This window comes from Streptomyces sp. NPDC052496 (assembly GCF_040679095.1).
Lineage (GTDB): Bacteria > Actinomycetota > Actinomycetes > Streptomycetales > Streptomycetaceae > Streptomyces.
The window spans coordinates 45341-57911 of record NZ_JBFAUH010000040.1 but is presented as its reverse complement, the minus strand read 5'-3'; the positions used below and the strand labels follow the sequence as shown (position 1 = coordinate 57911).

Below are 12571 nucleotides of genomic sequence, written 5' to 3'. Positions count from 1 at the left end.
CGCGGGGCCGGCCGCGGGGCGCGGGGCCGCGGGTCCCGTGGGGGCGGCCGCGGGCGCGCCCCCCCCCCACGGCCCTGTGGTGTACCGGCCGTCCGTCAGCCGAGGTCGTCGAAGCCGCCCGGGCGGCCGTTGTTCCCGTTGCCGCCGCTGCCGGTCGACGGGGACGCCGGAGGTGTCTCCGGGGGCGACGAGGGCGTCCGCGACGGCGTGTGCGACGGCGTACGGGACGGCGAGTGCGACGGGCTCTGCGAGGGCGACTGGGACGGCGAGTGCGAGGGGGACTGCGAGGGCGACTGGGACGGCGAGTGCGAGGGGGTGTTGCTCGGCGGCGGGGTGTTGGTCGGGGCCACCCCGGCGCCGAGGTCCGTCTCCAGGTCGAACTTGGCCCCGGAGTCGTCGCCGATCGCCGCGGCGGTGTAGGCGGCCCAGACCTCGGCCGGGTAGCCGCCGCCGTTGACGCGGCCGCCGCCGCCGGTGCCCTTGAGCGAGACCTGCTTGCCGCCCTTGGTCTCCTCGCCGAACATGCCGACCGCGGTGACCAGCTTCGGCGTGTAGCCGACGAACCACGCCGACTTGTTGTCGTCGGACGTGCCGGTCTTGCCGGCCGCCTGGAAGTCCGCGCCGTCCATCGCCTTCTTGGCCGTACCGTCGTTGACCACGCCGCGCAGCACGGAGGTGACGGTGTCGGCGGTCTCGCGGGTCAGCACCTGGGAGCCGATGGGGTCGGGCAGCTCGGTCTCCTGCGCGCCGTGCTGGGCCTTGACGACCAGGGACGGGTCGACCTTCTTGCCGTGGTTGTCGAGCGTGGCGTAGGCGGCGGCCATCTGGAGCGGGCTGGCACCCATGCTGCCCAGCGTCATGGCGGGCTGGACGTCCATCCGGCTGCCGTCCATGCCGAGGCTGACCGCGGTCTTCTTCACCTGGTCCAGGCCCACGTCCGCGCCCATCTGCGCGAAGACGGAGTTGACGGAGTTGTTGGTCGCCTGCTGGACGCTGATCCGGCCGTAGTTGACCTCGTCCTCGTTCGGCGGCGCGAACGGCTTGACGCTGTTGACCACCGGGCGGCGGTTGCGGCCGTCGTAGACGGTGTCGGGGGTGATGGGCACGCCCGACTGGGTCTTGGCGTGGTTCTCCAGGGCCGAGGCGAGGATCAGCGGCTTGAAGGTGGAGGCGGGCTGGAAGTCGGCCCGGGTGGCGTTGTTGGTGTAGTGCTTGGTGTAGCCCTCACCGCCGTACATCGCCAGGACGTGGCCGGTCTTGGGATCGACCGAGACGGCGCCGAGCTGGGCGTCCCGGTCCACCTTGCGCTCGGCCGGCTTGAGGTCGTCGGTGAGCTTGCGCTTGACGGCCTTCTCCAGCTCCTGCTGCTTCTTCTTGTCGATGCCCAGGGTGATGGTCCAGCCGCCGGCGGCCAGTTCCTTCTCGTCGACGCCCTTGCGGATCAGTTCCTGGTTGGCGGCGTTGATGAAGTAGCCGACCTGGCCGGCCTCACCGGGCAGCGGCTTGGGCTTGATGGGCGTCTGGAACGTCTGCTTCTGCCGGTCGGCCTCGCTCAGCCATTTCATCTCGACCATGTTGTCGAGCGTGTAGGCCCAGCGCTCCTGCACCCGCTTCTTGCCGGCGTCGGAGGCGATGGCCCAGTCGTACTGGCTGGGGGCCTGGAGCAGCGAGGCGAGGTACGCGCCCTGGCTGACGGTCAGCTTGCCGACGTCCACGCCGTAGTAGGCCTGGGCGGCGGCCTGGATGCCGTACGCGCCGCGGCCGTAGTAGCTGGTGTTCATGTACCCGGCGAGGATCTCGTCCTTGCCGAGCTTGTTGTCCACCTTGAGGGAGATGACGATCTCCTGGAGCTTGCGGCTGACCGTCTGCTCCTGGCTCAGGTAGTAGTTCTTGACGTACTGCTGGGTGATGGTGGAGCCGCCCTGCTTGCCCTTGCCCCTGAGGGTGTTCAGGACGCCGCGCAGGGTGCCCTTCAGGTCGACGCCGGAGTCCTGGTAGAAGGTCTTGTTCTCGGCCGCGACGAAGGCGCGCTGGACGTGCTTCGGGATCTGGTCGATCTTGACGGTCTCGCGGTTCACCGCGTTCGCGGCGCCCTTGCGGGCCATCACCGAGCCGTCGGCGTACTTGTAGATGTTGCTCTGGCTGGTGGCCTGGAAGTTGCCCTCGTCGGGCACGTCCACGTACAGGTACAGCCCGATGAAGCCGAGGATGCCCAGCAGGCAGGCACCGAGGAAGGCTCCGAGGAGCTTCTTCCAGGTGAAGAACCGGCGTATGCCGCCCTTCTTGCCCTTCGGCTTCGCCCGGCGCTTACGTCCCTGCGCCGCTCGCCTCGCGTCCGCTCGCCCCATCGCTCCCGCAACTCCAGTCGTTCCGCCCCCAATAACTCAGCTCACGAAGCTAACACCGCATCTGTCAACAAATGCTCATCGATCAAGGCTTTTCCCGACGTGACAAAGAGCACCCGGCCTGGGGGAACCGTCCCCCGATGATGCCGTACCGGCCTGAGAGGCTTCTTAAAGTGCTATCACTTTGCTAGTCTCGCGACAGCACAACGGGGAACGTCACGAGAAACGGGGAACGGACATGTCCGACCAGACACCGGCCGGCGGCAACGACGGAACGGGCGGCGGCGCACAGCTCGCGGCCGACACGCCGCAGCTGCCCCGCCCGCAGGTCCGCGAGGCGGTGGCGCACAGCATTCCCGGCGGCCTGGGTCTGCTGCTCACCGTCCTGGGCGCGTTCGCGGGGCTGGCCCTGATCATCGTCGGCGGCGTCAACGGCTCGCACGGCAACAACGCGGTGGGCGTACCGCTGGTCGTCGTCGGCATCCTGCTGCTGGTGGGCTCGCTGTTCTGCATGACGGGCGTGAAGATGGTCGCCCCCGGCGAGGCCCGGGTCATCCAGCTCTTCGGCCGCTACGTCGGCACCATCCGCGAGGACGGCCTGCGCTGGGTCAACCCGCTGACCACCGCCCGCAAGATCTCCACCCGTGTCCGCAACCACGAGACCGCGGTCCTGAAGGTCAACGACGCGTACGGCAACCCGATCGAGCTGGCGTCCATCGTCGTGTGGCAGGTCGAGGACACCGCGCAGGCGCTGTTCGAGGTGGACGACTTCCTGGAGTTCGTCGCCACCCAGACCGAGGCCGCGGTGCGGCACATCGCGATCGAGTACCCGTACGACGCGCACGACGACGAGGCGCTGTCGCTGCGCGGCAACGCCGAGGAGATCACCGAGAAGCTGGCCGTCGAACTGACCGCCCGGGTGCAGGCCGCGGGCGTACGGATCATCGAGTCCCGCTTCAGCCACCTCGCGTACGCTCCGGAGATCGCCTCGGCGATGCTCCAGCGGCAGCAGGCCGGCGCGGTGGTGGCGGCCCGCCAGCAGATCGTCGAGGGCGCGGTCGGCATGGTCGAGATGGCGCTGGCCCGCATCAGCGAGCAGGACATCGTGGAACTGGACGAGGAGCGGAAGGCGGCCATGGTCAGCAACCTGATGGTGGTGCTGTGCGGGGACCGGGCCGCCCAGCCCGTACTGAACACCGGCTCGCTGTACCAGTGAGTGAGGCCGGCTCCCAGGACGCGTCCGGGGCCGCCGGCCCCGGAGGCGGCGAGCAGGCCCCGAAGCGGCGGGCGCAGCGGCGCAAGCAGATGCTGCTGCGGCTCGATCCGCTGGTGCACGACGCGCTGGCCCGCTGGGCCGACGACGAGCTGCGCAGTGCCAACGCCCAGGTGGAGTTCCTGCTGCGCAAGTCCCTCGCGGACGCGGGGCGGCTGCCGAAGGGCGCGGGCGGACTGCCCCGCCGTGGGCGGCCGCCGAAGTCCGCCGCGCCGGACCCGGAGGCCGGCGGAGGCCCGGAGACCGGCGGGGAGCCGGAGGCGCCCGGTCAGGGCGGGTGAGTTCGGGGATGCCGGAGGCCAGGCCCTGTGCGGGCAGGCCTCCGGCCGCTTTCGGCGTGCGTATACACCGCGGGTATACACACCATGTAGAGTGGCGGTCGTGTCCTGCCGGGCGGGTCACGGGCGCCGAGAGCGGCACCCGCGGCAGCCCCGCCGGCGGAGCCCCGGCCCCGCCGCCCGGACCGCCCCTGTCCGCACTTCCGGAGGCCCTCGTATGACCCCGGCCGGTTCTCTGCTCAAGGCCAGCGCCCTGCACAAGGCGTACGGCCCGACCCGCGCGCTCGACGGCGCCGAGTTCTCCATCCACCCCGGCGAGGTCGTCGCCGTCATGGGCCCGTCCGGCTCCGGCAAGTCGACCCTGCTGCACTGCCTCGCCGGCATCGTCCGCCCGGACTCCGGCAGCGTCCTGTACGGCTCGCGCGACCTGACCCAGATGAGCGACGCCCAGCGCAGCGCCCTGCGGCGCTCGGACTTCGGCTTCGTCTTCCAGTTCGGCCAGCTCGTCCCGGAACTGACCTGCCTGGAGAACGTGGCCCTGCCGCTGCGCCTGAACGGCGTCAAGCGCAAGGAGGCCGAGGAGCGCTCCCGCGCGTGGCTGGAGCGGCTGGAGGTCGGCGCGGTGGCGGCCAAGCGGCCCGGCGAGGTCTCCGGCGGCCAGGGCCAGCGCGTCGCGGTGGCCCGCGCGCTCGCCGCCCGGCCCCGCGTGATCTTCGCCGACGAGCCCACCGGCGCCCTGGACTCCCTCAACGGCGAGCGCGTGATGACCCTGCTGACCGAGGCCGCCCGGGACACCAGCGCCGCGGTCGTCCTGGTCACCCACGAGGCCCGGGTCGCCGCGTACTCCGACCGCGAGATCGTCGTACGCGACGGCCAGGCCCGGGAAATGGCGGGCACCGTATGACCGCCGTCGACCACCGCCCCGGTCCCGCGGACCACGGCGAGAGCCCCGGCAAGGCCCCGTCCGGCCTCGCCGTCTGGTTCCGCGACCTCGTCATGGGGATGCGCTTCGCGGTCGGCAGCGGCCGTGAGGGCTGGACCCGTACGGCGCTGACCGCCGTCGGCGTCGGCCTCGGCGTGGCGCTGCTGCTGGGCGCCTCCTCCGTACCGAACCTGCTGTCCGCGCGCTCCGAGCGGAGCAACGCGCGCAACATCGAGTTGACGGAACAGGAGGCGCCGCGTTCCGACAGCTCCTTCCTCTTCCACCGTGTGGGTTCCCAGTTCCGCGGCGAGAGCGTGGACGGCGTCCTGCTGCGTCCGGAGGGCGGCCACCCCGTGCTGCCGCCCGGCGTGGACAGGATGCCCGGACCGGGCGAGGCCGTCGTCTCCCCCGCCCTGAAGAAGCTCCTGGACTCCCCGGACGGCGAGCTGCTGCACGACCGGCTCCCGTACCGCGTGGTCGGCACCATCGGCCGGGCAGGCGTGATCGGCCCCAGCGAGCACTATTACTACGCGGGCAGCGACAAGCTCTCCCTGAAGGACAGCGGCACCAACCGCGCCGCCGCCTACGGCTGGCGGCTCCAGTCCCCCGACATGGACCCCGTCCTGCTGGTCCTGATCCTGGTGGGCTGCGTCGTCCTGCTGATGCCGGTGGCCATCTTCATCGCCACCGCCGTCCGCTTCGGCGGCGAGCGCCGCGACCGGCGGCTGGCCGCGCTGCGCCTGGTGGGCGCCGACAACCACATGGCGCGCCGGATCGCCGCCGGGGAAGCCCTGCTCGGCTCGCTGTTCGGGCTGCTCGTGGGCGCCGGGCTGTTCCTGTTCGGCCGGCAGTTCATCGGCGCGGTCGACATCAGCAGCCTCAACGCCTACCCCACCGACCTGTCGCCGGTGCCCGCCCTGGCCGTGCTGATCGCGCTGGCGGTACCGGCGTCGGCCGTCGTCGTCACGCTCTTCGCGCTGCGCGGCATCGCCATCGAGCCGCTGGGCGTGGTCCGCAGCGCGGTGCCGCGCCGCCGGCGGCTGTGGTGGCGGCTGCCGATCCCGCTCGTCGGGCTGGGGCTGCTGGCGGCCTTCGGCACGGTCGACAAGAAGACCGGCTCCGTCAACACGTACCTGATCGGCACGGGCGCGGTCCTGACGCTGCTCGGCCTGACCATGCTGCTGCCCTGGCTGGTGGAGGCGGTCGTGGCACGCTTCGAGGGCGGCCCGGTCCCCTGGCAGCTGGCCGCCCGCCGGCTCCAGCTGAGCAGCAGCAGCGCGGCGCGCGCGGTCAGCGGCATCACGGTCGCGGTGGCCGGTGCCATCGCGTTGCAGATGCTGTTCACCGCCGTCGGCGACGACTACACCAAGGACACCGGGCAGGACACGTCGCGGGCGCAGCTCCAGGTGTTGCTGCCGGCCCGGGACGGCGCCGCCACCCAGAAGATGATCGACGCGTTCCAAGGGACGAAGGGCGTCAGCGGCGTCATCGCCACCGTCGGGTCGCGGGTCGTCTCCCCCGGTCCGGAGCGCAGCGAGGGCGGCGCGCCCCTGAGCACCTCGCTCACGGTCGGCAGCTGCGAGACCCTTCAGGAGATCTCCCGCCCCGGCCCGTGCAAGGACGGTGACGTCTTCCTGATCAACGGCAGCGGCCCCGACACGTACATGGACGAGGACCTGCCCAAGGTCGTACGGCCCGGCGCCGAGGTGCTGCTGAACGACTTCGACGAGAACGGCAGGATCGTCGGACGGCCCAGCCCGTGGACCCTGCCCCGCACGATCCGCCCCGTCACCTCCCGCCCCGACCCGGCCGGCGAGCAGACCACCGGCCTGTTCGCCACCACGGGCGCGGTCGAGGTGAAGAAGCTGGCCGAACCCACCGCCAGGGCCATGGTGCGGCTCGACCCGTCCGTCCCGGACGCCGCCGAGCACGCCCGTAACACCGCGGCCCGCATCGACGTGACGGCCAACGCGTTCCAGCTCATGGACACCAGCGACGACCGGCGCTTCGTCAGCGTCCGCAACGGCCTGCTGATCGCGTCCGTGGCGACCATGACGCTGATCGCCGCCAGCATGCTGGTCACCACCCTGGAGCAGCTGCGCGAACGCCGCCGGCTGCTGTCGGTCCTGGTCGCCTTCGGCACCCGGCGCGCCACGCTCGCCTGGTCCGTGCTGTGGCAGACCGCCGTCCCGATGGTCCTCGGCCTGGCGCTCGCGGTGGCCGGCGGGCTCGGGCTCGGCCGGGTGCTGCTGGGCCTGGCGGACAAGACCGGCGTCGCGTGGTCGGTGGTCTGGCCGCTGCCGCTGTTCGGTGCCGCTCTGGTGGTGATCGTGACGCTGCTCAGCCTGCCGCCGCTGTGGCGCATGATGCGCGCGGACGGGCTGCGTTCGGAGTGACCGGAGCGCCGTCCCCGGGGCCCGCACCGCCGGGCCCCGGGGACGGAAGCGCTATGCACCACGCGTATACACCACGGCTGTAGCGACGAAGTAAGGTGGTCGGCATGTCAATCGGTCATACGCTGCTGGGCCTCCTGGAGTCCGGCCCCCGCCATGGCTACGACCTGAAGCGGGCGTTCGACGAGCACTTCGGCCACGACCGCCCGCTGCACTACGGACAGGTCTACTCGACCATGTCCCGCCTGCTGAAGAACGGTCTCGTCGAGGTGGACGGCGTCGAGGCGGGCGCGGGTCCGGAGCGCAAGCGGTACGCCATCACGGACGCCGGCGTGACCGACGTCGCCCAGTGGCTGGCCCGGCCCGAGAAGCCCGAGCCGTACCTCCAGTCGACGCTGTACACGAAGGTGGTGCTGGCCCTGCTCACCGGCCGGGACGCCGCCGAACTGCTGGACAGCCAGCGCACCGAGCACCTGCGCCTGATGCGCGGCCTGACCGAGCGCAAGCGCAAGGGCGACCTCGCCGACCAGCTCATCTGCGACCACGCGCTGTTCCACCTGGAGGCCGATCTGCGCTGGCTGGAGCTGACCGCCGCCCGCCTGGACAAGCTGGCCGCGGTGGTCGGCGCGTGACGCCCGAGGGTTCGCTGCTGGTCGCGAAGGGCCTGTACAAGACGTACGGGCAGAACGCCGCGCTGGACGGGGTGGACTTCTCCATCCACCCCGGCGAGGTCGTCGCCGTCATGGGCCCGTCCGGCTCCGGCAAGTCGACCCTGCTGCACTGCCTGGCGGGCATCGTCCTGCCGGACTCCGGCACGGTCCGCTACGCCGACCACGAGGTGACGGGGCTGAGCGACGCGCAGCGCAGCGCCCTGCGCCGCTCGGACTTCGGCTTCGTCTTCCAGTTCGGCCAGCTCGTCCCGGAACTGACCTGCCTGGAGAACGTGGCCCTGCCGCTGCGCCTGAACGGCGTCAAGCGCAAGGAGGCGCAGCGGCACGCCCGCGCGTGGCTGGAGCGCCTGGAGGTGGAGGACACCGAGGGCAAGCGGCCCGGTGAGGTCTCCGGCGGCCAGGGCCAGCGCGTCGCGGTCGCCCGCGCCCTCGCCTCCCGGCCCCGCGTGATCTTCGCCGATGAGCCCACCGGCGCCCTGGACTCCCTCAACGGCGAGCGCGTACTGACCCTGCTGACGGACGCGGCCCGGGACACCAACGCCGCGGTCGTCCTGGTCACCCACGAGGCCCGGGTCGCCGCGTACTCCGACCGCGAGATCGTCGTACGCGACGGCAAGGTGAAGGACATGCTGGCGGGCCTGCGGTGAATCCGCCCGACGGCCGCACCGCACCCCGTCCGGGCAGGACCGCCGCCCCGATCGGCACCGCCGGATGACGCTGCTCGGCCCGCGTACCAAGGCCCGGGCGGCGGGCTCCGGCGGGTGCGGTACCCCGTCCGCCGCTCCTGACGGACGACCGGTCCTGCCCGGCCCGCCGCCCGCCGGCCCGGCCGCCTGGGCCCGCGACCTCGCCACCGGACTGCGCTTCGCCGCGGGCGGCGGCCGGGAGGGCTGGATCCGTACGGCGCTGTCCGCCGTCGGTGTCGGCCTGGGCGTGGCCGTCCTGCTGCTCGGCGCGTCGGTGCCCTCCCTGATCGACTCCTGGCACGGCCGGGAGAAGGCCCGCGAGAACCTGGGCCAGGCGCACCCGCCGCGCCCCGCCGACGACACGCTGCTGTACGCCCACGCCGACACCCGGTACCACCACCAGAACATCCGCGGCCGGCTCGTCGAGCCCGACGGGACGCACCCGCCGAAGCCGCCGGGGGTCGCCGCGCTCCCGGGACCAGGAACCATGCTGGTCTCCCCCGGCCTCAAGGAGCTGCTGGACTCGCCCGGCGGTGCGGCGCTGCGCGAGCGGATCCCGTACCGCGTCGTGGGCACCATCGGCGACGCCGGGCTGCAAGGACCGGCCGAACTGACCTTCCTCGCGGGCAGCTCCACGCTGACCGAACGGCTCGGCGCCTACCGCATCGACCACTTCGGGTCGGAATTCGTGCGGCGCCCGATGCGGGCCCCCGCGGTGGTGCTGGTGATCATGACGTGTGTGGCGCTGCTGACGCCGGTCCTGGTCTTCATCGGCACCTCCGTACGGTTCGGCAACGAACGCCGCGAGCTGCGGCTCGCCGCGCTGCGCCTGGTCGGCGCGGACATCCGCACCACCCGGCGGATCGCCGCCGGGGAGGCGCTGCTCGGCTCGCTGGCGGGCCTGGTGCTGGGCGCCGGGATCTTCCTCGGAGGGCGGCAGTTCGCCTCGGTGGTGACGCTGTGGGACATCAACGTCTTCCCCGCGGACATCGTCCCCGGCCCGCTGCTGGCCGTGCTGATCGCGGTGCTGGTACCGTCCGCCGCCGTCCTGGTGACGCTGTTCGCGCAGCGCGGGGTGACCGTCGAGCCGCTGGGGGTCGTACGCAACCGGCCGCCCGTCCGGCGCCGGCTGTGGTGGCGGCCGCTGGTGCCGCTGGCCGGGGCCGGGCTGCTGGTGACCGTCTCCGGCGGCGCCGAAGGGGTGGACACCCCGCTGAACACCGTGCGGCTCGCCACCGGCGCGACCCTGCTGCTGCTCGGTGTCACCGCGCTGCTGCCGTGGCTGGTCGACGCGGTGGTACGGCGGCTGCGCGGCGGCCCGGTGCCCTGGCAGCTCGCCACCCGGCGGCTCCAGCTCAACAGCGGGGCGGCCACCCGCGCGGTCGCCGGCATCACCGTCGCGGTCGCCGGGGCCATCGCCGTCCACATGACCTTCACCGGGATGCAGGCCGGGTTCGCCGGGGCCTACGCCCGCAACGGCCGCCCGGTGGTCGAGCTGACCGGCGGCACACCGGGCTGGGAACAGACCCGGCACGCGCTCGCGGTGCTGCGCGGCACCGAAGGGGTCCGCCGGGCGGACGGCGCGATCGAGTCCTCGGCGTCGGCCGCAGGCGACCGGGGCCGGCTGGCGGCGGGCAGCGACTTCCGCATGGTGGACGGCGTACACGTCACCGTCGGCGACTGCGCCGAACTGGCCCGGCTGGCCGAGGTCGGCCACTGCCGGGACGGCGACGTCTTCCGCACCGACAACCTGCGCCAGGACACCTTCGCGACACCCGGCGCCCTGCTGAACCTCGACCCGCCCGAGGGCTCCGGCCCCGCCCGCCCGCCGCAGCTGTGGACGCTGCCCGCCACCGCCCGCACCGTGCACGCCAGGACCGGCGACGACGGCCTGCCCACCCGCGGCATCCTGATCACACCGGCCGCGGTGGACGTCGACCGGATGGACCACCCGCTGATGCACCTGACGGTCCGCTACGACCCCGCCACTCCGGACGCGGTGGAGCACATCCGTACGGCCGCGGCGCGCATCAACCCGTCGATGGCCGTGGTCCCGCTGGCCGAGAACCGGCACGACGGGCAGTACGACAGCCTGCGCACCGGCCTGTTCATCGGCGCGGTGGTCACCCTGCTGCTGATCGGCGCGGGCCTGGTGATCTCCACCGTGGAGCAGCTGCACGAGCACCGGCGGCTGCTGTCCGTGCTGGACGCGTTCGGCACCCGGCGCGCCACGCTGGGCTGGTCGGTGCTGTGGCAGACCGCGATCCCCGTCGCGCTGGGCCTGGTGCTCGCCGTCGGGGGCGGGCTGGCGCTGGGCACGCTGCTGCTCTGGATGATCGACAGCGAGGTGTTCGTGGACTGGCCGGTGGTGGCGGGCACGGCGGGCGCCGGGGCCGGGGTGATCCTGCTGGTGACGGTGGCCAGCCTGCCGCCGCTGTGGCGGATGATGCGGCCGGACGGGCTGCGGACGGAGTAGCCGGGCCGTCGAGGGCCCGGGCGTGCGGGTCCTCAAGGGTGCGGGCCGTCAAGGGCGCGGGCGTGCGGGCCGGTCACGTTCGGGTGGAAGGGGCGTACGGAGGTGACGTACGTATGCGCGTACGCAACAGCCGCACGAGGTGACGTACGTACGCGCGTCCGCAGCAGCCGTACGGCCGGGCTCACTCGACCCTCACTCGACGATGCGCACCGGAAGGCCCCTCATCGCCTCGCGCAGCGCCGCCGCGAACTCCTCGAACTCGCCCTGCCTGGCCGCCCCCGCCCGCATGGCCAGGGCGATCCGCCGGGACGGCGCCGGATCGGCGAAGTACCCGGTGGTCAGCTGGTCGTTGCGGGCCGTCTCGACGCGCAGCGCGGTGCGCGGCAGCAGGGTGACGCCCAGGCCGCCCGCGACCAGCTGCACCAGGGTCGACAGCCCGGCCGCGCTGGTCGTCACCGGCGCGCCCTCTTCGCGGCCCGCCTCCCGGCAGATGTCCAGCGCCTGGTCGCGCAGGCAGTGCCCCTCGTCCAGCAGCAGCAGGTCCATGTCCTTGAGCGCCTCGCGCGGGATGTCCCCGCGCCCGCCCAGCCAGTGGTCCTGCGGCGCGACCAGCACGAAGTCCTCGTCGAACAGCGGGAGTTCGGCGACCGTCGGCGCGCCCAGCGGCACGGCGAGCAGCAGCAGGTCCAGCCGGCCCTGCTGGAGGCCGTCCAGCAGCGAGCCGGTCTGCTCCTCGTGGACCTGGAGCTCCAGGTCGGGGTACGTGTCGTGCACCAGCCGCAGGACGGTCGGCAGCAGGTACGGGGCGACGGTCGGGATCACCCCGAGCCGCAGCACGCCGGTGAACGGCGCCCGGGCCGCCTCCGCCTCCTCCATGAGGTCACCGACCGCTTCCAGGACCGTACGGGCGCGGGCGGCGACCCGCTCCCCGGCGGGCGAGAGCAGCACCTTGCGCGTCGTACGCTCCAGGAGCTGCACGCCGAGCGCCTCCTCCAGGGCCGACACGGCGCCGGACAGCGCGGGCTGGCTCATGCCGATCTCCGCCGCGGCCTCCCGGAAGTGCAGGTGTTCGGCCACCGCGGCAAAGGCCCGCAGCTGCGCCAGGCTGGGCTGCCGCGGCCGGGCTCCGGGATTCGTGGGGGATGCCACCGATAGCCACCTCCGATCAGAGTGATCAGTCTAATGGGAGGGGCGGCGGCGCCCGAGGGGAGGATTTTCCCGCGGGAAGGTTCCGGTGTGCGGTCGGCCGGTCAATTGCCGCACCGTGTTACCGGCGGGTTTCGCGGCGGGTGTCCGCCGGGCCTCTCGGCAGGCCACGCGGAGCACATTTCACAGGCCGGGAATCCCGTCACCTTTTCCCCGGCCGCCGGCGGATTACGGACCGACCGTCCGGACGGATTCCCGGTCGCGGCTCCGTTTTCCGGCCTCCGGGCACCGCACGCGCCGTACGCGCTCCGCGCCGCCGGCCTCGTCGCGGATACTGCCCCGCAGGGATACGAACCGTTCCGGACAGCTGTTCCGGTCGGC

The 12571-nt window shown here is 72.8% G+C and carries 9 protein-coding genes; 7 read left to right on the top strand and 2 right to left on the bottom strand.

Going from position 1 to position 12571, the window contains the following annotated elements; all coding sequences use genetic code 11:
- Window positions 1-95: 95 nt before the first annotated feature.
- The gene (locus tag AB0L45_RS36015) at window positions 96-2348 is read right to left on the bottom strand and encodes a transglycosylase domain-containing protein (RefSeq protein ID WP_365847732.1); all 2253 of its coding nucleotides are present in this window, start codon (window positions 2346-2348) and stop codon (window positions 96-98) included.
- 235 nt (window positions 2349-2583) lie between these two features.
- Here AB0L45_RS36015 and AB0L45_RS36010 point away from each other — a divergent pair, with 235 nt between their 5' ends.
- The 7 genes from AB0L45_RS36010 to AB0L45_RS35980 all read left to right on the top strand — a co-directional run bounded on the left by AB0L45_RS36010 (window position 2584) and on the right by AB0L45_RS35980 (window position 11044).
- On the top strand, window positions 2584-3561 hold the full coding sequence (locus AB0L45_RS36010; RefSeq protein WP_365847730.1) for an SPFH domain-containing protein: 978 nt from the start codon (window positions 2584-2586) through the stop codon (window positions 3559-3561).
- On the top strand, window positions 3558-3899 hold the full coding sequence (locus AB0L45_RS36005; RefSeq protein ID WP_365847728.1) for a hypothetical protein: 342 nt from the start codon (window positions 3558-3560) through the stop codon (window positions 3897-3899). The genes AB0L45_RS36010 and AB0L45_RS36005 overlap by 4 nt, the downstream gene beginning before the upstream one ends.
- 214 nt (window positions 3900-4113) lie before the next feature.
- Entirely contained in the window at window positions 4114-4800 is a 687-nt protein-coding gene (locus tag AB0L45_RS36000) for an ABC transporter ATP-binding protein (RefSeq protein WP_365847726.1), read from the top strand.
- Window positions 4797-7214, top strand: coding sequence for an ABC transporter permease (locus AB0L45_RS35995; RefSeq protein ID WP_365847724.1), 2418 nt, complete (start codon window positions 4797-4799; stop codon window positions 7212-7214). Before AB0L45_RS36000 ends, AB0L45_RS35995 begins: the two co-directional genes overlap by 4 nt.
- Window positions 7215-7318: 104 nt before the next feature.
- A complete protein-coding gene (locus tag AB0L45_RS35990) occupies window positions 7319-7843 on the top strand; it encodes a PadR family transcriptional regulator (protein ID WP_365847722.1) in 525 nt (174 codons plus the stop codon).
- On the top strand, window positions 7840-8529 hold the full coding sequence (locus tag AB0L45_RS35985; protein ID WP_365847720.1) for an ABC transporter ATP-binding protein: 690 nt from the start codon (window positions 7840-7842) through the stop codon (window positions 8527-8529). Before AB0L45_RS35990 ends, AB0L45_RS35985 begins: the two co-directional genes overlap by 4 nt.
- 64 nt (window positions 8530-8593) lie before the next feature.
- Window positions 8594-11044 carry an ABC transporter permease gene (locus tag AB0L45_RS35980; protein WP_365847718.1) on the top strand — a complete coding sequence of 817 codons (2451 nt, stop codon included), beginning with the start codon at window positions 8594-8596 and terminating at the stop codon, window positions 11042-11044.
- Window positions 11045-11236: 192 nt separating this feature from the next.
- On the opposite strand, the gene AB0L45_RS35975 is transcribed toward AB0L45_RS35980, so the two are convergent.
- Complete coding sequence (locus AB0L45_RS35975) at window positions 11237-12193, bottom strand: LysR substrate-binding domain-containing protein (protein ID WP_365847716.1); 957 nt, start codon at window positions 12191-12193, stop codon at window positions 11237-11239.
- Window positions 12194-12571: the final 378 nt, after the last annotated feature.

What these genes read in the sequence shown, in the direction of transcription:
- AB0L45_RS36015 (WP_365847732.1), bottom strand. Translation starts at nt 2,348, where the DNA reads ATGGGGCGAGCGGACGCGAGGCGAGCGGCGCAGGGACGTAAGCGCCGG.
- AB0L45_RS35980 (WP_365847718.1), top strand. Translation starts at nt 8,594, where the DNA reads ATGACGCTGCTCGGCCCGCGTACCAAGGCCCGGGCGGCGGGCTCCGGC.
- AB0L45_RS36000 (WP_365847726.1), top strand. Translation starts at nt 4,114, where the DNA reads ATGACCCCGGCCGGTTCTCTGCTCAAGGCCAGCGCCCTGCACAAGGCG.
- AB0L45_RS36010 (WP_365847730.1), top strand. Translation starts at nt 2,584, where the DNA reads ATGTCCGACCAGACACCGGCCGGCGGCAACGACGGAACGGGCGGCGGC.
- AB0L45_RS35995 (WP_365847724.1), top strand. Translation starts at nt 4,797, where the DNA reads ATGACCGCCGTCGACCACCGCCCCGGTCCCGCGGACCACGGCGAGAGC.
- AB0L45_RS35990 (WP_365847722.1), top strand. Translation starts at nt 7,319, where the DNA reads ATGTCAATCGGTCATACGCTGCTGGGCCTCCTGGAGTCCGGCCCCCGC.